This is a genomic window from Pseudomonas sp. Fl4BN1 (assembly GCF_009908285.1).
Classification (GTDB): Bacteria; Pseudomonadota; Gammaproteobacteria; order Pseudomonadales; family Pseudomonadaceae; genus Aquipseudomonas.
Genome location: NZ_JAAARM010000003.1, coordinates 273,340 through 294,727 on the forward strand (window position 1 = coordinate 273,340; position 21,388 = coordinate 294,727).

Sequence of the window (21,388 nt, forward strand, 5' to 3'; positions counted from 1 at the left end):
CGCTCTTCAAAGGGTTGCCAGATGCTGTCGATAGCTTTCATACAGCGGCCCGTAGGCGCTCACGTGTTCGGCTCGGGGCCAGGTTTCACTGCCTGGATCAAGGTGCACGCAGCGCTCGCAGAGTTGCCCCAGGCTCAAGGCCGGATCCGCCTGGCGACCATGGCACCAGGCGGCCTGGATCGCCGCCCCGAGTGCCGCGGCTTCGACCTCGCGGGGACAGATCACTGGGGTATGCATGATATCGGCGACCATCTGCCGCCACAGCGGACTTTTTGCCCCGCCGCCAATCAGGCGGATGCTCTGGCTCTGCAGCCCACCCGCGCGCAGCAGGTCGAGACCGTAGCGCAAACCGAAGGTGGTGCCTTCCAGTACCGCACGGCACAGGTTGGCCTGGGTCAGGTTATCCAGGGTCATGCCCAGCAGGCTGCACCGGGCATGGGGCAGGGCGGGAACCCGCTCGCCGTTGAAAAACGGCAGCAGGCACAGGCCTTCGGCGCCGATGGGGGCCTGGGCGGCCCGTTGATTGAAGGTCTCCAGGTCGAGCGCCAGCAATTCGCGCACCAGGCGGGTGGCGTTGGTCAGGTTCATGGTGCAGATCAATGGCAACCAGCCGCCGCTTGAGGAGCAGAAACTTGCCACCCCGGCCTGGGGGCTGACAGGCGGTTGCGCGGCGTAGGCGTAGACCGTACCGGACGAGCCCAGGCTCATGGTGATGATGCCGGGCTCGATGTTGCCGGTGCCGATGGCCCCCAGCATGTTGTCGCCACCGCCACTGGCCACCATTGCGCGGGGATTGATGCCCAGTTGCCTAGCGATCTGCGGCAGCACCCGGCCCACCGGCTGGTGGGCCTGGAGCAATTCCGGCAAAGCATTTTCCAGGCCTCCGCCAGGGTCGATGTGGGTCAGCAGGGCACGGTCCCAGTCACGGCTGCGAATATTGAAGTAACCGGTACCGGAGGCGTCGCCGTATTCGCTGCAACTGCGCCCGGTGAGCCAGAAGTTGAGGTAATCGTGGGGCAGCAGGATGTGCGCGATGCGTTGGAACAGCAGCGGATGCTGTTCCTGGGTCCAGAGCAGTTTCGACAGGGTGTAGCCGGGGGCGATGGCGATGCCCAGGCGATCCAGGGAGCCTTGCTCACCCCCCAGGTAATCCAGCAAGCGCTGGTTTTGCCCGACGGTCTCGGTGTCGCACCAGAGCTTTGCCGGGCGCATCGCCTGGCCTTGATCATCCAGCAGCACCAGGCCGTGCTGCTGGCCGGCAACGCCGACACCGAGAATCTGTTGGCCATCGACGCCGCTGGCGTGCAGTGCCTGGTGAGTGGCGGTGATGCAGGCTTGCAGCCATTGCGCGGGGTCCTGTTCTCGGCGGCCGTTGGCGTCGCTGATCAGGCTGTGGGGCGCGCTGCCGTGACCCAGGACTTCACCGCTCTGGCTGTCGAGAATCAGGGCCTTGGTGCCCTGGGTACCGCAATCGATACCGAGGTACAGCGCTGGCGTGCTCATCATCGGGCCAGCACCTGCTGCAAGGTCGCGCTGACACCGTGCTCGCGCAAGCTGTTGAAGCAGCGCTCGAAGGCATCGACGAACGCGGTGGAGCGGGCAATCGTCGGGCCGAAGATTTCTTCTACCCCCAGCAGTCGTTGGCTCAGCAAGGTGTCATCCGCTACCAGGGCCTGGCAGAACTCGGCCCGGGGATCGGGGATCCGGTAGCTCGCGCCGTTTTCATCGACGCCCTTGAGGTACAGGGCCCAGGCCGCCACCACCAGCGCCGCGCGCTCTAGATCACGGCCGTCGGCGATCAGGCGGCGGAGGGTCGGCACGGTGAATTTTGGCAGTTTCGATGAACCGTCGCTGCACACGCGCTCCAGTTGGTCGGCGATCGCCTGGTTGGAAAAACGCTGGACCAGGGTGTTCTTGTACGCGCTCAAGTCGATGCCCGGCACGGGGGCCAGTTGCGGGGTCACGTCCAGGTCCATGTAGGCGCGCATATAGGCAACGAACAACGGGTCGTTCATGGTTTCGTGGACGAAGCGGTAGCCCTTGAGAAAGCCCAGGTAGGTCAACGCCAGGTGGCTACCGTTGAGCAGCTTGATCTTCATCTCCTCATAGGGCGTGACGTCGTCGGTGAATTGCACGCCGACCTGTTCCCAGGCGGGACGGCCATTGACGAACTTGTCCTCCAGGACCCACTGCGCGAACGGTTCGCAGACCACCGGCCAGGCATCGTCGATGCCGTGCTGGTCGTGCAGCTGCAGGCGGTGGCTGGTGCTGGTCATGGGGGTGATGCGGTCGACCATGGCATTGGGAAAGCTCACCTGGCTGGCGATCCAGTCATGCAGGTCGGCATCGCGCCGTGCGGCAAAGGCCAGCAGCGCCTTGCGGGTCACCGCGCCGTTGTGCGGCAGGTTATCGCAGGACATCAGGGTAAACGCGGGAGTCCCCTCTGCCCGGCGCTTGGCCAGGGCCGCGCAAAGGAAACCGAACACGGTGCGTGGTTGCTGGGGATGGGCCAGATCGTGCTGGATCTGCGACAGATGGAGCATGAACTCGCCGGTGCTGTCGTCGATGCAGTAGCCACCCTCGGTAATGGTCAGGGAGACGATGCGGATCTGCGGGCTGGCGAGTTTGTCGATCAGCGCCTGGGCACCGTCCTCGGCCAGCAGCATTTCACTGATGGCGCCGATCACCCGCACTTCGTGGGTCTCGCCGTCACCCAGCTCGAGCAGGGTGTACAGATAGTCCTGGCCCGCCAGGTCGTCCCGGGTACGGCGGTCGTCGGGGCGCAGGCCGGCCCCGCAGATGCTCCAGTCCAGGCCCTGGCCCTGGTTCATCAAGGCATCGGTGTACCAGGCCTGGTGGGCGCGGTGAAAACCACCGACGCCGATGTGCACGATGCCTTGGCGGGTGTCGGCGGCGGTGTAGCTGGGGATGTTCACTTGGGGCGGCAGCTGGCTGAGATTGAAGCGATTGAGTTTCATGCGGAATGCTCTCGGGGATCAGGCGGCGGCGCGCAGCGAACGGGGGACGGCGACACCTTCGGCATCGAATAAATGACAGTGCTCGGGGGCCAGCCGCAGGTTCAGCGACTCGCCGTAGCGGCTCGCCAGATCGCCGCGGATGCGCAGGGTCAGCGCTTCGCCGGTGGCGCTCAGGACGTGGCAGAAGGTATCGCTGCCCAGGCGTTCGGCAACGTCGGCGGTGACTTGCAGGCTGCCGGGGCCTGGCTCCCCCAGTTCCAGGTGCTCAGGGCGAATGCCCAGGGTCACCGGGCTGCCAGGCTTGAGCTGCGGGCTGCTCTGCGCCAGGCGCAAGCGCGCCCCGGCCGCCAGTTGGATCTCACAGCCCTGGCCGTCCATCTGGCTGACATTACCCTGGAGAAAGCCCATCTTCGGCGTGCCGAGAAACCCTGCGACAAACAGGTTGGCGGGGTGGTGGTAGAGCTCCAGGGGCGAACCCACTTGCTCGATCCGGCCACCGTTGAGCACCACCACCTTGTCGGCCAGGGTCATGGCTTCCACCTGGTCGTGGGTCACGTAGATCATGGTCGCCTGCAACTCCTTGTGCAGGCGCGCCAGCTCCAGACGCATCTGCACCCGCAAGGCGGCGTCGAGGTTGGACAGCGGTTCGTCGAACAGGAAGATCTTCGGATTGCGCACGATCGCCCGGCCGATGGCGACCCGCTGGCGTTGACCGCCGGAGAGCTGCTTGGGTTTGCGTTCAAGCATCGGCCCGAGTTCGAGGATGCGCGCCGCTTCCTCGACTTTTTTCTGCACCAGATGCTTGTCGACTCCGGCCAGGTCCAGGGCAAAGGACATGTTCTTGCGCACGCTCATGTGCGGATACAGGGCGTAGGTCTGGAACACCATGGCCAGGTCGCGCTTGGCCGGGCTGACTTCGGTGATGTCGCGGCCGTCCAGCTCGATGCTGCCGCCGCTGACTTCCTCCAGCCCGGCGATCAGCCGCAGCAAGGTGGATTTGCCGCAGCCCGAAGGGCCGACGAAGACCACGAACTCCTTGTCGTGCACCTCAAGGTCGATGCCCTTGATGATGGAGAAACCTTCGAAGCCTTTTTGCAGATTGTGGATTTTCAAATGAGCCATGGAATCTCTCCGGATTTCAATGATTACTTCACCGCGCCAAAGGACAGGCCACGCACCAGCTGCTTCTGGCTGAACCAGCCGAAGATCAGGATCGGCGCGCAGGCCAGGGTCGAGACCGCCGAGAGCTTGGCCCAGAACAAACCTTCGGGACTGGAGTAGGAGGCGACCAGCGCGGTCAGCGGGGCGGCATTGGCAGACGTCAGGTTCAGCGACCAGAAGGCCTCGTTCCAGCACAGGATCAGCGACAGCAGTGCGGTGGACGCCAGGCCGCCCTTGGCGATCGGCAACAGCACCCGGAGCATCTCCTGGACCAGGGTTGCACCGTCCAGGCGGGCGGCTTCGAGGATGTCCCGGGGAATGTCCTTGAAGTAGGTGTAAACCATCCACACCACGATCGGCAGGTTGATCAGGGTGTAGATCACGATCAGCGCAATCCGCGTGTCCAGCAGGCCCAAGTTCTTGGCCAGCAGGTAGATCGGCATCAGCACGCCCACCGGCGGCAGCATCTTGGTGGAGAGCATCCACAGCAGGGTGCGCTTGGTGTTGCCGGTCTCGTAAAAGGCCATGGAGTAGGCCGCCGGCACCGCGATCAGCAGGCTCAGGGCCGTGGCACTGAAGGCAATCACCACCGAGTTCCAGGCGAAGCTTGCGTAGTTGCTGCGCTCCTGGATATGCAGGTAGTTCTCCAGGGTCGGGGTGAAGATGAACTGCGGCGGCGTAGCGAAGGCGTCGATTTCGCTCTTGAAGCTGGTCAGCACCATCCAGAAGATCGGGAAGAAGATCAGGATCGCGATGGCCCAGGCCAGGGTGCCCAGCAGCAGGCTTTGCAGGCGTCGGGATTGTTGCAGGGTCATGGCGCGCACCTCAGGGCTGGTCAGTCAGGTTTTTGCCGATCATCCGCACCAGGATGATCGCGGCGATATTGGCGATCAGCACGGCGATCAACCCGCCGGCGGAAGCCATGCCGACATCGAACTGCAACAGCGCCTGGTTGTAGATCAGGTAGGCCAGGTTGGTCGAGGCGTAGCCCGGCCCGCCATTGGTGGTGGTGAAGATCTCGGCGAACACCGAGAGCAGGAAGATCGTCTCGATCATCACCACCACGGCGATCGGTCGCGCCAGATGGGGCAGGGTCAGGTGCCAGAAGATCGCGATGGCCCCGGCGCCGTCCAGGCGCGCGGCTTCCTTCTGTTCCTGGTCCAGGGACTGCATGGCGGTCATCAGGATCAGGATGGCGAACGGCAGCCACTGCCAGGAGACGATGATGATGATCGACAGCAGCGGGTAGTGAGCCAGCCAGTCCACCGGCTGGGCGCCGAACAGCTTCCACAGTGCCGCGAGGATCCCCGACACCGGGTGGAAGATCAGGTTCTTCCAGATCAGCGCGCCCACCGTGGGCATGATGAAGAACGGCGAGATCAGCAGCACCCGCACCAGGCCGCGACCGAAGAACTCGCTGGCCTCCAGCAGCGCACTGATCAGCACCCCGAACACCACGCTGATCAGCAGCACGCTGCCCACCAGCAACAAGGTGTTGCTGGCCCCGGGGAGGAAACCTGAGTCGCTGAGGAAGTAGCTGAAGTTTTCCAGGCCGACGAACTGATTCTCGCCGGGGTAGAGCAGGTTGTAGCGGATCAGCGAGAAGTACAGGGTCATGCCCAGGGGCACGATCATCCACAGCAGCAACAGCGCCACCGAGGGGCTGACCAGGAACCAGCCGGGGTTGGCCAGGCGCCGCTTGCGGGATGCCGCCTGCGGTTGCACATGGAGCTTGGCAGTCGAGGTATTCATGAGGCTCACAACCAGTTGGGTACAAGAGTGCGCGACAGCGCGCTGGCATTGCCGGCGGACGGTAGGCGCTGGCTTGCCAGCGAAGGCGCCCGTCAGCCAGGCATGAGGCTCGGGGGCCCATTCGCCGGCAAGCCGGCTCCTACAGGAAGCGCCGGGTCACTTGGGGTAGCCGGCGCGTTGCATCTCCCGCTCGGTGGTCTGCTGCGCCGCAGCCAGTGCCTGATCCACAGTGGTCTGGCCGATCAGCGCGGCGGAGAACAGCTTGCCGACCTGGGTGCCGATGGCCTGGAACTCGGGAATGGTCACCAACTGGATGCCGATGTAGGGCACCGGTTTCAGCGTCGGCTTGCTCGGATCCGCGGCTTTCAGCGATTCCAGGGTGACTTTGGCGAACGGCGCGGCGCTCATGTAGGCCTCGCTGTAGGTGGAGGCCCGGGTGCCCGGCGGCATATTGGCGATACCGTCCTTTTCGGCCACCAAGGCCGCATATTCCTTGGAGGTGGCCCAGGTGGTGAAGGTCTTCGCCGCTTCCTTGGCCTTGGAACTGGCGGGAATTGCCAGGGACCAGGAGTACAGCCAGGCGCTGCCCTTATCGGTGACTTGATGCGGCGCGTAGGTGAAACCCACATGTTCGGCGACCTTGCTCTGGCTCTGGTCGGTGACGAAGGAGCCGGCAACGCTGGCGTCGACCCAGATTGCGCACTTGCCGCTGTTGAACAGCGCCAGGTTCTCATTGAAACCATTGCTGGAAGCCCCGGGCGGACCGGACTTCTTCATGGTGTCGACGTAGAAGCTCAGGGCATTCTTCCATGCCGCGGCGGTGAATTCAGGCTGCCACTTGTCGTCGAACCAGCGCGCACCGTAGCTGTTGGCCAGGGTGGTGATCAGCGCCATGTTCTCGCCCCAGCCAGCCTTGCCCCGCAGGCACAGGCCGTATTGTTCCTGTTCGGGTTTGTTGAGCTTGGCGGCGAACTCGCCGATCTGCTCCCAGGTTGGCCGCTCGGGCATGCTCAGCCCGGCGGCCTTGAACAAGTCGGCGCGGTAGTAGGTCATCGAGCTTTCGGCGTAGAACGGCAGGGCGTACAGGCTGCCCTTGACCGACAGGCCTTCGCGCACCGAAGGGAAAACATCGTTGAGGTCATAGGCGGCGGGCAGGTCCTGCATCGGCTGCAACCAGCCCTTGGCGCCCCAGAGTGCGGCTTCGTACATGCCAATGGTCAGCACGTCGAACTGTCCGCCCTGAGTGGCGATGTCGGTGGTCAGGCGCTGGCGCAGGACGTTCTCTTCCAGCACCACCCAGTTCAGCCTGATGTCCGGGTGCTCGGTTTCGAAGGTCTTGGACAGGCGCTGCATGCGGATCATGTCGCTGTTGTTGACGGTGGCGATGGTCAGGGTCTGGGCGCCCAAGGTGACGCTGCTGAGGGTCATGCAGGTGCTGAGGAGCAGAGCTTTGGTGCAAGGTTTCATCGGTCACTCCTCTTCTGCGCCAGTGATGACGACAGAAGGACGATTATTGTTGTTATGTCTTCCGCCAGGGAGGAAGAATGTGGGCTGATTACAGCCCTCTAACGCGGCGCTGACAAATCATCCCTGACACTTCAATTGGTACTTTTTTGCACTGAGGCAGTCGGGGGGAGTGAGCTTGGCTGGCGGTTTTCGGGGCTTGGCTGGCATCAAAGGCTGTGTGGCAGGGGCGGATCCGTATTGGTTTTCAAGCCCAGGACGTGCCGTCACTTAGCCCAAAGCCCACTGGCTTTTTCCCGGCCACTGCCTAAGATGGCCGTCCTGATCCTTTCACCCGGGAAGCCGTTGGCCACGATGTCGGAAAAAGACACCATCTCCATGCAGCTGGTGCGCGAGGCACTGCTGCAAAGCTGTGCGCCGGGCGCGGCCACCGATGAAGTGCTGAACAAGGTCGGCATCGATCCAGCCGGTTTGCAGCAGGGCACGGCCCGGGTCCCGGCCGGCGCTTATGCGCGGCTCTGGCGCCTGTTGGCGCGGCGTCTGGACGATGAGTTTTTCGGCATGGACCCGCGCCAGCTGAAATCCGGCAGCCTGGCCTTTCTCTGTCGTTCGGCCATCGCCCAGCCGACCCTGGCCACAGGCCTGGACTCGGTGCTGGGGTTCCTGTCGCTGATGTTCGAACGCCTGCCGGCGCAACTGGTGCACCAGCAAAGCCTGGCGCAGATCGTCCTGCTGGAAGAACCGCACGAGCCGCGCCGGGCGTTCACCTATTTCACCTACTGGATGATCGTCCACGGGGTGGCCTGCTGGCTGGCCGGCCGGCGCATCCCGATCCTGGCCATCGAGCTGCGCTGCCCCGAGCCGGATTTCTGCGACGACTACCGGGTGATGTTTTCCGACAACCTGCGCTTTGATCGCCCGCGCACGCGGATGATCATCGCCGCCGACTGCCTGGACCTGCCGATCAAGCGCAGCGAAGAAGAACTCAAGCGTTTCCTGGCCCATGCCCCGGCCAATATCCTGGTCAAGTACCGCGATCCCGAGAGCCTGGCCAGCCGGATCAAGCATCAACTGCGGCAACTGCCCGGGGAACAGTGGCCGGAGAGCGAAAGCCTGGCCCAGAGCCTGTGCATGTCCGCCTCGACCCTGCGCCGACGTCTGGCGGAAGAGGGCCAGAACTACCAGGCGCTCAAGGACAGCGTGCGCAAGGAGCTGGCGATTGTCTGGCTGGCAGAGCCGCAGATCAGCTTTGCCGAGATTGCCGGGCGCCTGGGTTTTGCCGACACCAGCTCGTTCTACAAGGCCTTTCGCAAATGGTCCGGCTCCAACCCCGGGCACTACCGCAGCCTGATCCTCAACGACCCCAACCCCCTGTAGGAGCCGGCTTGCCGGCGAAGAGGCCCTGAAGCCTTGTACCGCCCTGGCCGACGCCTTCGCTGGCAAGCCAGCTCCTACAACAAACCCCGCCAGCCTCCTGTAGGAGCCGGCTTGCCGGCGAAGAGGCCCTGAAGTCTTGTGCCGCCCTGGCCGACGCCTTCGCTGGCAAGCCAGCTCCTACAACAAACCCCGCCGACCCATCGTAGGAGCCGGCTTGCCGGCGAAGAGGCCCTTAAGCCTTGTGCCGCCCTGGCCGACGCCTTCGTTGGCAAGCCAGCTCCTACAACGAACACGCCCGGGCCACCCTGGGCTGCGATGCCGGTGGGCACAGCAGGTTCTTGGCCAAACCGGTCACGCAACTTGATAGCTTTGACCATTGTCCCGCGCGGGCTCTAGCGCCAGTATTTGCCTGATTTTCATGAGGTTCCCATCCTAATAAGAACAGTGAGGGATTCTGGCAATGCGCAACTACCTGTCTGCCACCGAAGATTTTAACTATCAGCACACCGTCGATGCCGCCTTGGCGGGTTCGCTGTCGGCGCTCAACGCTTGTGTCGAATGCTGTGACCGGCATGCATTGCCCGGTCGTATCGCACTGTTCTGGGAGGGCCGGGACGGCAGCAGCGCCAGCTACACCTTCACCGAACTGCAGGACAAGGCCGCACGCCTGGCCAACTTCTTCCTGGCCCAGGGGGTAGGCAAGGGCGACAAGGTCGCCGGGCTGCTGCCGCGCAATGTCGAGTTGCTGATCACGGTGTTGGCCACCTGGCGCATCGGCGCGGTGTACCAGCCGCTGTTCACCGCTTTCGGCCCCAAGGCCATCGAGCACCGCCTCAACAGTTCCAAGGCCAAGCTGGTGGTCAGCGATGCAGGGAACCGGCCCAAGCTGGCGGAAGTCGCTGAATGCCCGACCATTGTCACCGTCGGCGGAGCCAAGGGCCAGGGCATCGTGCGCGGTGATTTCAGCTTCTGGGCTGAACTGGAGCAATACCCGGCCCAGTGCGAGCCGCTGCTGCTCACCGGCGAAGACCCGTTCCTGCTGATGTTCACCTCCGGCACCACCGGCCCGTCGAAGGCCCTGGAAGTACCGCTCAAGGCTATCGTTGCGTTCCAGAGCTACACCCGTGACGCGGTGGACCTGCGCCCCGAGGATGCGTTCTGGAACGTCGCTGACCCGGGCTGGGCCTACGGCATCTACTTCGGCGTTACCGGGCCCTTGGGCCTGGGCCACCCGATCACCTTCTACGACGGCCCCTTCACCCTGGAAAGCACCTGCCGGGTGATCAACAAGTACGGCATTACCAACCTCACCGGTTCGCCCACGGCCTACCGCCTGCTGATCGCCGGTGGCGAGCAGTTCGCCCGCTCGATCAAGGGCCGCCTGCGCATCGTCAGCAGCGCCGGCGAGCCGCTCAATCCTGAAGTCATCCGCTGGTTCGCCGAGCAACTGGACGTGGTGATCCACGACCACTACGGCCAGACCGAGCTGGGCATGGTGCTGTGCAACCACCACGGCCTGGAGCATCCGGTGCATGTCGGCGCCGCCGGTTTCGCCTCGCCGGGGCACCGCATCGTGGTCCTGGACGAGCAGTACCAGGAGCTCGGCGTCGGCCAGCCGGGGATTCTCGCCATCGACCGCAGCCAGTCGCCGATGTGCTGGTTCGCCGGTTACGCCGGGGTGCCGACCAAGGCCTTTGTCGGTGACTACTACCTCAGCGGCGACACCGTCGAGCTGAACCAGGACGGCAGCATCAGCTTCGTTGGCCGCAGTGACGATGTGATCACCACCTCCGGCTACCGGGTCGGTCCGTTCGACGTGGAAAGCGCACTGATCGAGCATCCGGCCGTGGTGGAAGCGGCGGTGGTGGGCAAGCCTGACCCGGAGCGCACCGAATTGGTGAAGGCCTTCGTGGTGCTCAGCGAGCAGTACCGGGCTACCACGGAACTGGCCGAGGAGCTGCGCCAGCATGTGCGCAAGCGCCTGGCGGCCCATTCCTACCCCCGTGAAATCGAATTTGTCAGCGACTTGCCGAAAACCCCCAGCGGCAAATTGCAGCGCTTTATCTTGCGCAACCAGGAAATCGCCAAGGCTCAAGAGGCCGCGGCGTCCACCGCTTCAGCGTAAACAGGACTGAAATGATGCAGATCGAAAACAAGGTTTTTCTCGTCAGCGGCGGTGCTTCAGGGCTCGGCGCAGCCAGTGCCGAAATGCTCGTGGCGGCCGGCGCCAAGGTGATGCTGGTGGACCTCAATGCCGAGGCGGTAGCGGCCAAGGCCCTGCAGTTGGGTTGCCAGAGTGTGGTCGCCGACATCAGCCAGGAGGCTGCGGCCGAAGCGGCGATGCAGGCCACGGTCAAGGCCTTTGGCGGGCTCAACGGCCTGGTCAACTGTGCCGGCATCGTGCGTGGCGAGAAGGTCCTGGGCAAGAACGGCCCGCATGCCCTGGCCAGCTTCAGCCAGGTGATCAACGTCAACCTGATCGGCAGTTTCAACCTGCTGCGCCTGGCCGCGGCAGCCATCGCCGAGAGCCCGGCCGACGCCGACGGCGAGCGCGGGGTGATCATCAACACAGCATCGATCGCCGCCTTCGACGGGCAGATCGGCCAGGCCGCCTATGCCGCGTCCAAGGGCGCCATCGCCAGCCTGACCCTGCCGGTCGCCCGTGAACTGGCACGCTTCGGCATCCGCGTGATGACCATCGCCCCGGGGATTTTTGAAACCCCGATGATGGCCGGCATGAGCGACGAAGTACGCGCTTCCCTGGCCGCCGGCGTGCCGTTTCCGCCACGCCTGGGCAAGCCCGTCGAGTACGCCGCGCTGGTGCGGCATATCATTGAAAACAGCATGCTCAACGGCGAGGTGATCCGTCTCGACGGTGCCTTGCGCATGGCCGCCAAATAAGGAGGATTCATCATGTCCATTGCTCAAGATCCGATTGTCATCGTCAGTGCTGTTCGTACCCCCATGGGCGGTTTCCAGGGTGAATTGAAAGGCCTCAGCGCCCCGCAGCTGGGGGCTGAGGCGATCCGCGCCGCAGTGCAGCGTGCCGGCATCGCGGCCGATGCGGTACAGGAAGTGCTGTTCGGCTGCGTGCTCGCCGCCGGCCTCGGCCAGGCCCCGGCGCGCCAGGCAGCCCTGGGCGCGGGCCTGGACAAGGGCACCCGCTGCACCACCCTGAACAAAATGTGCGGCTCCGGCATGGAGGCGACCATTCTGGCCCACGACATGCTGCTGGCCGGCAGTGCCGAGGTGGTGATCGCCGGTGGCATGGAAAGCATGTCCAACGCCCCGTACCTGCTGGACCGTGCTCGCAGCGGCTACCGCATGGGCCACGGCCGGGTGCTTGACCACATGTTCCTCGACGGCCTGGAAGATGCCTACGACAAGGGCCGCTTGATGGGCACCTTTGCCGAGGACTGCGCCGAGACCCACGGCTTTACTCGCGAAGCCCAGGACGCCTTTGCCGTGACCTCCCTGACCCGTGCCCAGCAGGCGATCAAGGATGGCCTGTTCAAGGACGAGATCGTGCCGTTGCAAGTGATGATCGGCAAAGAATCGAAGCTGATCAGCGACGACGAACAACCGCCCAAGGCCAAGCTGGACAAGATTGCCGCCTTGAAGCCGGCGTTCCGCGACGGCGGTACCGTGACCGCGGCCAACTCCAGCTCGATCTCCGACGGTGCTGCGGCCCTGGTCCTGATGCGCCGCTCCGAAGCCGAGCAGCGTGGCCTCAAGCCGCTGGCCGTGATTCACGGGCATGCGGCGTTCGCCGACACCCCGGGGCTGTTCCCGGTGGCGCCAGTGGGCGCTATCGAGCGGCTGATGAAGAAGACCGGCTGGTCGCTGAACGAAGTCGACCTGTTCGAAATCAACGAAGCCTTTGCGGTAGTCAGCCTGGTGACCATGGCCAAGCTGGAAATTCCCCATGCCAAGGTCAACGTCCACGGCGGCGCCTGCGCCCTGGGCCACCCGATCGGTGCTTCCGGTGCGCGGATCCTGGTGACCCTGCTGTCGGCCCTGCGCCAGAAAGGCCTGAAGCGCGGTGTTGCTGCCATCTGCATCGGCGGCGGTGAAGCCACGGCCATGGCCGTTGAATGCCTGTAACGAGGACTAGCGATGTTGCCCAATGACGAACAACTGCAGATCAGTGACGCGGCCCGGCAATTCGCCCAGGAACGGCTGAAGCCCTTTGCCGCCGACTGGGACCGTGAGCACCGGTTTCCCCGGGAGGCCATCGGCGAAATGGCCGAGCTGGGCTTCTTCGGCATGCTGGTGCCCGAGCAGTGGGGTGGCTGCGACACCGGCTACCTGGCCTACGCCATGGCCCTGGAAGAAATTGCCGCCGGCGACGGCGCCTGCTCGACAATCATGAGCGTGCACAACTCAGTGGGCTGCGTGCCGATCCTCAAGTTCGGCAACGATGCGCAGAAGGAGCAGTTCCTCAAGCCTCTGGCCAGCGGCGCGATGCTGGGTGCCTTCGCCCTGACCGAACCCCAGGCCGGTTCCGATGCCAGCAGCCTGAAAACCCGGGCCCGCCGTGATGGCGACCACTACGTGCTCAATGGCTGCAAGCAGTTCATCACATCGGGGCAGAACGCCGGGGTGGTGATCGTCTTCGCGGTCACCGATCCGGCAGCCGGCAAGCGTGGCATCAGCGCCTTTATCGTGCCCACCGATGCCCCTGGCTATAAGGTCGCGCGGGTCGAGGACAAGCTCGGCCAGCATGCTTCCGACACCTGCCAGATCCTCTTCGAGGACGTCAAGGTGCCAGTGGCCAACCGCCTGGGCGAGGAGGGCGAAGGCTACAAGATCGCCCTGGCCAACCTTGAGGGCGGGCGCGTGGGCATCGCTGCACAATCGGTGGGCATGGCCCGGGCCGCGTTCGAGGCCGCACGCGATTACGCCCGTGAGCGGGAAAGCTTCGGCAAGCCGATCATCGAACACCAGGCGGTCGCCTTCCGCCTGGCAGACATGGCCACCCAGATCGCCGTGGCACGGCAGATGGTGCACTACGCCGCGGCCCTGCGCGACAGCGGCAAGCCGGCGCTGGTGGAGGCCTCGATGGCCAAGCTGTTCGCTTCGGAAATGGCCGAGAAGGTCTGTTCTGCGGCGTTGCAAACCCTGGGCGGCTATGGCTACTTGAGCGACTTCCCGCTGGAGCGGATCTACCGTGATGTGCGGGTGTGCCAGATCTACGAAGGCACCAGCGACATTCAGCGCATGGTCATTTCGCGCAACCTCTGACTTTTTAGCAGGAGCTGATTCATGAGCTACGAAACCATTCTGTTGGACATCAAGGGCCGGGTCGGCCTGATCACCCTCAATCGTCCCCAGGCACTGAACGCCCTCAATGCGCAGATCGTCAGTGAGGTGAACCAGGCCCTGGATCGCCTGGAAGCCGACCCGCAAATCGGCTGCATCGTTATCACCGGCTCGAAGAAGGCCTTCGCCGCCGGTGCCGACATCAAGGAAATGGCCGAACTGAGCTACCCGCAGATCTACCTCGACGACCTGTTCAGCGACAGCGACCGAGTGGCCAACCGCCGTAAGCCGATCATCGCCGCGGTCAACGGCTTCGCCCTGGGCGGCGGCTGCGAACTGGCGCTGATGTGCGACTTCATCCTGGCCGGTGACAACGCCAAGTTCGGCCAGCCGGAAATCAACCTCGGCGTATTGCCAGGCATGGGCGGCACCCAGCGCCTGACCCGCGCCGTGGGCAAGGCCAAGGCCATGGAAATGTGCCTGACCGGGCGCTTTATCGATGCCGTGGAAGCCGAGCGTTGCGGGATTGTCGCGCGTATCGTGCCCGCCGATGAGTTGTTGGAAGAAGCCCTGAAAGTGGCCGCGCTGATTGCCGGCAAATCGGTGCCGGTGAGCATGATGATCAAGGAAAGCGTGAACCGCGCCTTCGAAGTCAGCCTGTCCGAAGGCGTGCGCTTCGAGCGCCGGGTGTTCCATGCGGCATTCGCCACCCAGGACCAGAAAGAGGGCATGGCGGCCTTCATCGCCAAGCGCGACCCGCAGTTCAAGGACCAGTAACGCCCAGGGCACGCGCTCAGCAAGCCAGTTCCAGAGGTACAAGAATCGCAGCCAAGGCTGCGATTTTTTGCCTTGGAAGTACCTGTGACAGTGGGCCGCGCAGCGGTCAGGACGCCTTTGAGACAGTTCCTAGATTTATTCGCTGGCGCTTTTGTTATGGTCTGACGCCGGATTTTTTTGCCCAGCATCAGTAGAAGGTCAGGTCTGGCGCCCGTGTCGTCACGGCCAAACCATTCAGCCTTGCTGCGCAAGCCTCGTCCCTGAGTGGATTGGACGTGACCCGGCTGGACGACGTAAAGGTTGTCTTTCAGGCCATCAAGGAGCGAATGCACAATGAATGACGCCGTTCGGATGAGGACCATTTGCACCGGCCAGGCGATCACCATGCCGGGCGGTGGTGATGTGCACCTGATCGCGACTCCGCCCAAGCCCTGCGTGACCATCGTCGTGCATGGGGTCAACGACCTGGCCGGTTGCTACGAGCGCATCGAGCGCGGCTTGTGTGCGGGGCTGAATGAGCGCCTGGACATGCCGTCAGTGCTGCCCAACGGCATGAGCAACCCGGGGTTCCTGCGCTCTGCCAGCTACAGCCTGCCCGAGGACGATGGTGGCAAGGCCAGCAACCCGGATGCGGTGTATTACCGGCGCAAGTTCAGTGCCGCGGCCAATGGCGCGGACACGCGAAGCGTGGTGATCCCGTTCTATTGGGGGTTTCGCGAGGAAGAGGGGAAGATCATCAAGGATGCCCCTCACGGCGAGTGGATGGACCGCAATAGAAACCGCCTGGACAAGAGCGGCACCAAGGAAGGCGGCCAATTCGCCAACGCCACCACCAATCTGCCGGACATGTGGGGCGAAGGCTTCAACGGTTTTCCGTTTGGCATCATTCCCCTCAATATGATTGGGGGCCAGCGCAGTCATCCGCTGTTTTCAGCTGCGGGGCGCCGTTACATGGTGCTGGCCGCCATGCGCCTGGCGATGCTGATCAAGATCATCCGCAAACGCTACCCGAATGACACCATCAACGTCGTCGGGCATAGCCAGGGCACACTGCTCAACCTGCTGGCGCATGCCTTTCTCAAGGATGAAACGGTACGCCCGGCCGACGGCGTGATCATGCTCAACTCGCCCTACAGCCTGTACCAGCCATTCAACGACAAGCTGCAGAACTGGCTTGGGCAACAAACCACCGGGGCACGGATCGCGACCCTCAATGGCATCCTGCAATTCATTGCCCACAGCCCTAATTCGGTTCCGGCGCTGTCGAGCGTCGCCCTGAAAAACTGCCAGGGTTATGGCGCCATTGGCGGGTCGGGCTGGAGCGGCGGGCCTGCGTCGCACACCACCATCGACGGTGAAAAAGTCTCGTTCAACGAGCGCGACAACCGCGGCAGTATCTACCTCTACTTCACCCCTCAGGATCAGGTCGTGGGCCTTTCCAACGTGCAGGGGATCGGCTGGCGCGGCGTCGACGATAGCGTTGACGGCCAGGCGGTGCGGACGCTGCTGCCGATACAGTTTCATCAGCGGATCTTTACCTTGCGCAAGCGCAATGGCGAAAAGGAAGCGATCGGCAAACATCTGCCTCCTTACGTCTACCCGTTGATCCTTGAGGGCGAAGCAACCTGGGAAGACAGCGGTTTAGGGCTAATGGACCGCAGTGGAAGGGGCACTCTCAAACCGGGTATGCGAGTACTGTTGACCGCCCCGTTATTGCCCGTGCCGACAGAGGCCGACTTCGCCACGGATGGCGTTGTAACTGCTCCGGGGGTGGAGTCGGACAGTGGTCTGTACCAGATCATGGATAATCTGGACCCCATCGATGCGCTGATTGGCCTGAGCAATGACAAGTCGCTGCTGATCAAGAAAGCCTGGAATCCCAAGGATCCGAAATATGCACGCCAAGAGACCCTGGAGGAGGCCGTAGCGTTCAAGTACGGCCGTGATCCCGTTAGTGTGAAAAAGGCCCGTGATGATCTCTACGAGATGTCCCAGCGTGCCCATGTGTTTACCTCACGGGCTCTGGGCAATGGCCAGGTACTGATTACCCGGGGAGAAACGCCGTACGAAGCCGGCTTGCGCCTGCAAGGCGACGAGTTTCGAGAAGCGCAGTCGTTCCACTCGGGTATCCCGAACAATCCGCAGCACAGCCGGCGGGTGCTGGCGTATGACGTGGCGATTGGGGCGGGGGAGAGCGTGGATGATGTGACGTTCTATGCGTATTTGTGTCGGGTGGCGGATTGGCGGTTGGATTGGAAAAGAACTCGAGCTAGTGCGAACTCTCAGTTTGATACAGAGCTAGACCTTCCCGATGAGGATGTGGAGAAACTCTATCGTCAAGAGGAGAGCAAGAGTCGAGACCTGATCGACTCCACAGTGGCGTATCGCACGAGTGGCGCATTGCCGGACATTGTTGGCAAGACCAAAATGCCCAGCTTGGTGGCCTCTCAGACCTGGAGTGAGTATCAACGCGGAAAACCCGTCCGTTCTGGAGGAGAAGTCTGATGCGCTGCATATTCTCGTGCTTATCCATTACCTGCCTGCTCATGAGCAGTCATGTGGGCCAGGCGGCCGAACTCCCGCTTGCAGTGACTCGTTGTTTTTCCAGCCCCGCCACACCCGTTTCTGCCTATGTCCCTGCCAAGGAGGCAGCCTCTATGTCTGCTGATACTCGTTATCGTGCCCCCGTTACTTCACCTCGCTTGGAAACCTTGGATGTCCTCAGCATTGGTGTAAGTCTGGATATATTTAGGCAAGGCCAGGCCTGGCAGGCTCTGCAACAACAAAACGCTACGCAGTTCGAAGCCCTGCACGTTGGCAGCATCTTGCCTATGGACCCCACGAAGTATCCCCAGACTTCCGATGATAAGGATATGGCCTATGACAAGCGGGAAACGGACGCACTGGAGTTGGGACTAAGGGACTTTATGGAGAAGTGGCCAATCCCCACCATCACTGTGGTTCGTGGCTGGAATCCTAAAGAACCGAATCTGCGTTTCACTCCTGAAAGGACTCAAGAAAGCCTGTCTGTCATGGTCAATGACATGCGAACACCTGCGGGGCTGCATTGGCATCGAATTCGTAATTTTCAGGACGGTATCGTCTGTAACGATACTCCCGAGGGTGTGATGGAGTTCCTGTTCCAGATATTTGAGCGCAATCCAGATCTTCCGGCGGTATTGGTTTACGCCAATGAAGGTTTCAGCATGTCATATGCGCTGTCAGCCAAAAAGGCTCCACTGATTGGTGGGCCTGGGCCACGTAAGCAAGGTGAACTCACCGACTCAATGGTTGCTCTGGTCATCGGACGTCCCGAGCGGGTCGAGTGGCTGCGCTACTACGCTCAGTTCGCCAAGACAAACAAAAACCCCATCGACCCCGAGTTCACCGGTTGGGGCTGGCGTAAACCCGCTGTGGAATTCCAACCCTCGGAGTTCATTCCCCAACCCTGGACCAAGCGGGCCTTTGAGCAATGGGATGCACTGCCGGTACTGGCCAAGATCCATCGCCCCGTCACGATTTCACTGCAACGCCCGGATAATGGCGAGCGCCTAAAGCCCGATGCCTTGAGCGCACAACTGGCCACAGGCTGGAAAAAGGCCACCGACGAACTCACCCCAAAACCCTCTCGTTTGTTCTACGACGCTGGCTTGAACAGGACGCCACTGGCCGAACTGATACCGGCCCTCAGCGTTGCCCATAGCGCCTTGGACCTGCTCGACTCGCGAGAAAGCTACGACCTCACCCAGCGCCTGGGGGACACCGGCGCAGCGTCTCCTTTCGTGGGCATTGCCTTGGCGACCATGGCCAGTTACCTGAATGCCGACACCAGCGTGGTGATGCCCATGCGTCGCCAGGACCAGGCAACGATCATCGCTGTCACCTCACCCACACCCGGTCAAAAGCCTGTTGGCAGTCACCATTTTGGCGTGACGCTGATGCCGCAGACCGCCAGCAGTGAAGACAACACCCCTGTAAAACCAGCCCCAGCGGCGGCATCGCGCATGCCGGTGGTGGAAGAGGATTACACGCTGGAAGAGTTCCTGGCTGAGTTGAGGCCTAAAGATAACTGGATGGATGATCTCTAGCGGCTGGTATTCAACCGTAGCTTTGATGGATACAGATCAAAGGCAGAGGACGCTTCCCTGAGAAGAGGGTCTCTGTGGCGAAAATAAAAAATCGCAGCCAAGGCTGCGATTTTTCATCTCAAGCTGCGGCGCTCACAGTTGGTAGTGCTTCAACTCCCGGGCAATCAGCATGCGCTGGATTTCGCTCGAGCCTTCATAGATCTGGGTAATCCGCGCATCACGGTAGTAACGCTCCACCGGATAATCCTCCAGGTACCCATAACCGCCATGAATCTGTATCGCCGAGGAGCAGACCTTTTCGGCCATTTCCGAAGCGAACAGCTTGGCTTGGGATGCCTCCGACAGGCACGGCTGGCCGGCGCTGCGCAGACGCGCGGCGTGCAGGATCAGCAAGCGCGCGGCATTGAGCCGGGTGTGCATGTCCGCCAGCAGGTTGGCGATGCTCTGGTGCTCGATGATCGGTTTGTCGAACTGCACCCGCTCCCGGGCGTAGGCCAGGGCCGCTTCAAAGGCGGCGCGGGCAATGCCCAGGGCCTGGGCGGCGATGCCAATGCGGCCGCCTTCGAGGTTGGACAGGGCAATCGCCAGGCCTTTGCCCCGTTCTCCCAGCAGGTTGGCTTGGGGAATCGTGCACTGGTTGAGGGTCACGGCGCAGGTGTCGGAAGCGCGGATGCCCATTTTGTGTTCGCTACGATCGACCACAAAACCCGGGGTATCGGTGGGCACCAGGAACGCCGACAGGCCTTTCTTGCCCAGCTCCGGATCGGTCACGGCGAAGACGATGGCCAGCTGCGCACGCTTGCCATTGCTGACGAACTGCTTGGCACCGTTGATCACCCACTGGCCGTCGCGCAGTTCGGCGCGGGTACGCAGGTTGTGGGCTTCGGAACCGGCCTGGGGTTCGGTCAGGGCGAAGCAGCCGATGGCCGCGCCACTGGCCAGGCGTGGCAACCATGCCTGTTTCTGCTCCTGGCTGCCGTAGTTGAGGATTGGCCCACAACCCACCGAGTTGTGGATGCTCATCAAGGCCCCGGTGGCGCCGTCGCCAGCGGAGATTTCTTCCACGGCCAGGGCGTACGCCACGTAGTCGAGATAGCTGCCCCCCCATTCCTCGGGCACCACCATGCCCAGCAGGCCCAGTTCGCCCATCTTGCGCACCAGGGCGTCGTCGATCCAGCCGGCTTTTTCCCAGGCCTGGGCATGGGGCGCGATCTCGCCTCGGGCAAAATCCCGGGCCATGTCGCGGATCATTACTTGTTCTTCGGTCAATTCGATGTCGTGCATGAGTTCAGCTCCCGCTGCCGTCAAAACCGCTGAAGAAGCTCGCTACCCGTTCGGCTTCAAGGGCCTCCAGGGTCGGCGGGTTCCAGTGCGGGGTCTTGTCTTTGTCGATGATCAGGGCGCGCACGCCTTCCATCAGGTCGCCGCGCTCGAACCACTGGCGGTCCAGGTGCAGTTCCAGGGCGAAGCACTGTTCCAGGCTCAACTGGCGACCCTGGCGCAGCATCTCCAGGGTCACAGCCATGGCCAGGGGAGAGCGGCTCTGCAACAGGTCGGCGGTAGCCAGGGCCCACGCGTGGCTGTCGGCCACCGTCACGCTGTGCAATTGCTCGACGATGCTGGGCAAGTCGGGCAGGGCGAAGAAGTGATCAATGGCCGGACGCAGGGCTTCGAGAGGGGCATTGGCCAGGGTTTGCACGGCCAGTTTGGCCAACAGGCCTTGCAGGTCCTTGAGCGGCGAGTTGCCCCACTGCAGGCGATCCAGGCGCTGCTCCAGCAGGCTCAGCTTGTCGCTCTCCAGGTACCAGTCGGCCAGGCCGCAATACAGGGCGTCGGCGGCGCGGATCTGCACGCCGCTGACGCCGAGGTAGGTGCCCAGTTCACCGGGAATCCGCGACAGGAAATAGCTGCCGCCGACATCCGGGAAGTAACCGATGGCCACTTCCGGCATTGCCAGGCGGCTGCGCTCGGTGACCACGCGCAAATCGGCACCTTGCACCAGGCCCATGCCACCGCCGAGGACGAAACCGTCCATCAGGGCCAGTATCGGCTTGCGGTAGCGGTGCAGGGTTAGGTCCAGGGCGTATTCCTCGACGAAGAAATCCTCGTGCAGGGTGCCGCTGTTTTGGTAGCTGTCGTACAGCGAGCGAATGTCGCCGCCGGCACAGAAGGCCTTTTCACCGGCGCCACGCAAGACCACGGCATACACGTCCGGGTCCTGGGCCCAGGCATCCAATTGTTGCTGCAAGGTACGCACCATCGACAGGGTGATGGCATTGAGACCGGCGGGGCGGTTGAGGGTCAGGTGGCCGATGCGGTTGCGCACCTCGACCAGCACTTCGTCCGGGGTGGCGTCGAGTTCCCGTGGCGCCTGGGATGAAACCTGAGCAGTCATCACTAACTCCCTGCTTTTATTGTTTTTTACATGAGGCTCGCGCGCGAGCATCGACGGATCGTAACAGTGCAAATTTGCCCAGTACAACCGTAAAAACTGCAGGTTGACTGTGCATTTTTACATCAAGGAAAAAA

The 21,388-nt window shown here is 62.8% G+C and carries 16 protein-coding genes; 8 read left to right on the top strand and 8 right to left on the bottom strand.

All coding sequences use genetic code 11. The features are described 5' to 3' along the window. Nucleotides 1-6: 6 nt before the first annotated feature. The 6 genes from xylB to GV818_RS05115 form a co-directional block, all read right to left on the bottom strand. Nucleotides 7-1,503, bottom strand: a complete 1,497-nt coding sequence (gene xylB / locus GV818_RS05090; protein ID WP_161775999.1) for a xylulokinase — start codon at nt 1,501-1,503, stop codon at nt 7-9. Next, nucleotides 1,503-2,978: a mannitol dehydrogenase family protein gene (locus GV818_RS05095; RefSeq protein WP_161775953.1), complete on the bottom strand. Its 1,476-nt coding sequence runs from the start codon at nt 2,976-2,978 to the stop codon at nt 1,503-1,505. Before GV818_RS05095 ends, xylB begins: the two co-directional genes overlap by 1 nt. A gap of 18 nt (nt 2,979-2,996) precedes the next feature. Continuing rightward, complete coding sequence (locus tag GV818_RS05100) at nt 2,997-4,100, bottom strand: ABC transporter ATP-binding protein (RefSeq protein ID WP_161754780.1); 1,104 nt, start codon at nt 4,098-4,100, stop codon at nt 2,997-2,999. 23 nt (nt 4,101-4,123) lie between these two features. Further along, a complete protein-coding gene (locus tag GV818_RS05105) occupies nt 4,124-4,954 on the bottom strand; it encodes a carbohydrate ABC transporter permease (RefSeq protein ID WP_161775954.1) in 831 nt (276 codons plus the stop codon). A 10-nt stretch (nt 4,955-4,964) separates the two neighbouring features. Next, nucleotides 4,965-5,891, bottom strand: a complete 927-nt coding sequence (locus GV818_RS05110; RefSeq protein WP_161775955.1) for a carbohydrate ABC transporter permease — start codon at nt 5,889-5,891, stop codon at nt 4,965-4,967. Between the two features lie 156 nt (nt 5,892-6,047). Next, nucleotides 6,048-7,319: an ABC transporter substrate-binding protein gene (locus tag GV818_RS05115; RefSeq protein WP_256679420.1), complete on the bottom strand. Its 1,272-nt coding sequence runs from the start codon at nt 7,317-7,319 to the stop codon at nt 6,048-6,050. 390 nt (nt 7,320-7,709) lie between these two features. Here GV818_RS05115 and GV818_RS05120 point away from each other — a divergent pair, with 390 nt between their 5' ends. The 8 genes from GV818_RS05120 to GV818_RS05155 all read left to right on the top strand — a co-directional run bounded on the left by GV818_RS05120 (nt 7,710) and on the right by GV818_RS05155 (nt 18,859). Next, a complete protein-coding gene (locus GV818_RS05120; protein ID WP_161754770.1) occupies nt 7,710-8,732 on the top strand; it encodes an AraC family transcriptional regulator in 1,023 nt (340 codons plus the stop codon). A gap of 460 nt (nt 8,733-9,192) precedes the next feature. Beyond that, entirely contained in the window at nt 9,193-10,857 is a 1,665-nt protein-coding gene (locus tag GV818_RS05125; protein ID WP_161775957.1) for an AMP-binding protein, read from the top strand. A 14-nt stretch (nt 10,858-10,871) separates the two neighbouring features. Continuing rightward, complete coding sequence (locus GV818_RS05130; protein WP_161775958.1) at nt 10,872-11,633, top strand: SDR family NAD(P)-dependent oxidoreductase; 762 nt, start codon at nt 10,872-10,874, stop codon at nt 11,631-11,633. 12 nt (nt 11,634-11,645) lie between these two features. Continuing rightward, nucleotides 11,646-12,836 carry an acetyl-CoA C-acyltransferase gene (locus GV818_RS05135; RefSeq protein ID WP_161754764.1) on the top strand — a complete coding sequence of 397 codons (1,191 nt, stop codon included), beginning with the start codon at nt 11,646-11,648 and terminating at the stop codon, nt 12,834-12,836. 12 nt (nt 12,837-12,848) lie between these two features. Beyond that, the gene (locus GV818_RS05140; RefSeq protein ID WP_161775959.1) at nt 12,849-13,976 is read left to right on the top strand and encodes an acyl-CoA dehydrogenase; all 1,128 of its coding nucleotides are present in this window, start codon (nt 12,849-12,851) and stop codon (nt 13,974-13,976) included. 21 nt (nt 13,977-13,997) lie between these two features. Beyond that, on the top strand, nt 13,998-14,771 hold the full coding sequence (locus GV818_RS05145; protein WP_161775960.1) for an enoyl-CoA hydratase: 774 nt from the start codon (nt 13,998-14,000) through the stop codon (nt 14,769-14,771). Between the two features lie 333 nt (nt 14,772-15,104). Then, a complete protein-coding gene (locus GV818_RS05150) occupies nt 15,105-17,276 on the top strand; it encodes a T6SS effector phospholipase Tle3 domain-containing protein (protein ID WP_161775961.1) in 2,172 nt (723 codons plus the stop codon). Further along, a complete protein-coding gene (locus GV818_RS05155) occupies nt 17,276-18,859 on the top strand; it encodes a type VI lipase adapter Tla3 domain-containing protein (RefSeq protein WP_306108690.1) in 1,584 nt (527 codons plus the stop codon). The genes GV818_RS05150 and GV818_RS05155 overlap by 1 nt, the downstream gene beginning before the upstream one ends. 132 nt (nt 18,860-18,991) lie before the next feature. Here GV818_RS05155 and GV818_RS05160 read toward each other — a convergent pair whose 3' ends face one another. Further along, nucleotides 18,992-20,143: an acyl-CoA dehydrogenase family protein gene (locus GV818_RS05160; protein ID WP_161754756.1), complete on the bottom strand. Its 1,152-nt coding sequence runs from the start codon at nt 20,141-20,143 to the stop codon at nt 18,992-18,994. A 4-nt stretch (nt 20,144-20,147) separates the two neighbouring features. Continuing rightward, a complete protein-coding gene (locus tag GV818_RS05165) occupies nt 20,148-21,254 on the bottom strand; it encodes an enoyl-CoA hydratase/isomerase family protein (protein WP_161754755.1) in 1,107 nt (368 codons plus the stop codon). Between the last annotated feature and the right edge of the window lie 134 nt (nt 21,255-21,388).

Bases quoted from the DNA above. Each gene is read 5' to 3' on its own strand.
- xylB (WP_161775999.1), bottom strand. From the start codon at position 1,503: ATGAGCACGCCAGCGCTGTACCTCGGTATCGATTGCGGTACCCAGGGC.
- GV818_RS05095 (WP_161775953.1), bottom strand. From the start codon at position 2,978: ATGAAACTCAATCGCTTCAATCTCAGCCAGCTGCCGCCCCAAGTGAAC.
- GV818_RS05100 (WP_161754780.1), bottom strand. From the start codon at position 4,100: ATGGCTCATTTGAAAATCCACAATCTGCAAAAAGGCTTCGAAGGTTTC.
- GV818_RS05105 (WP_161775954.1), bottom strand. From the start codon at position 4,954: ATGACCCTGCAACAATCCCGACGCCTGCAAAGCCTGCTGCTGGGCACC.
- GV818_RS05110 (WP_161775955.1), bottom strand. From the start codon at position 5,891: ATGAATACCTCGACTGCCAAGCTCCATGTGCAACCGCAGGCGGCATCC.
- GV818_RS05115 (WP_256679420.1), bottom strand. From the start codon at position 7,319: ATGACCCTCAGCAGCGTCACCTTGGGCGCCCAGACCCTGACCATCGCC.
- GV818_RS05120 (WP_161754770.1), top strand. From the start codon at position 7,710: ATGTCGGAAAAAGACACCATCTCCATGCAGCTGGTGCGCGAGGCACTG.
- GV818_RS05125 (WP_161775957.1), top strand. From the start codon at position 9,193: ATGCGCAACTACCTGTCTGCCACCGAAGATTTTAACTATCAGCACACC.
- GV818_RS05130 (WP_161775958.1), top strand. From the start codon at position 10,872: ATGCAGATCGAAAACAAGGTTTTTCTCGTCAGCGGCGGTGCTTCAGGG.
- GV818_RS05135 (WP_161754764.1), top strand. From the start codon at position 11,646: ATGTCCATTGCTCAAGATCCGATTGTCATCGTCAGTGCTGTTCGTACC.
- GV818_RS05140 (WP_161775959.1), top strand. From the start codon at position 12,849: ATGTTGCCCAATGACGAACAACTGCAGATCAGTGACGCGGCCCGGCAA.
- GV818_RS05145 (WP_161775960.1), top strand. From the start codon at position 13,998: ATGAGCTACGAAACCATTCTGTTGGACATCAAGGGCCGGGTCGGCCTG.
- GV818_RS05150 (WP_161775961.1), top strand. From the start codon at position 15,105: ATGAATGACGCCGTTCGGATGAGGACCATTTGCACCGGCCAGGCGATC.
- GV818_RS05155 (WP_306108690.1), top strand. From the start codon at position 17,276: ATGCGCTGCATATTCTCGTGCTTATCCATTACCTGCCTGCTCATGAGC.
- GV818_RS05160 (WP_161754756.1), bottom strand. From the start codon at position 20,143: ATGCACGACATCGAATTGACCGAAGAACAAGTAATGATCCGCGACATG.
- GV818_RS05165 (WP_161754755.1), bottom strand. From the start codon at position 21,254: ATGACTGCTCAGGTTTCATCCCAGGCGCCACGGGAACTCGACGCCACC.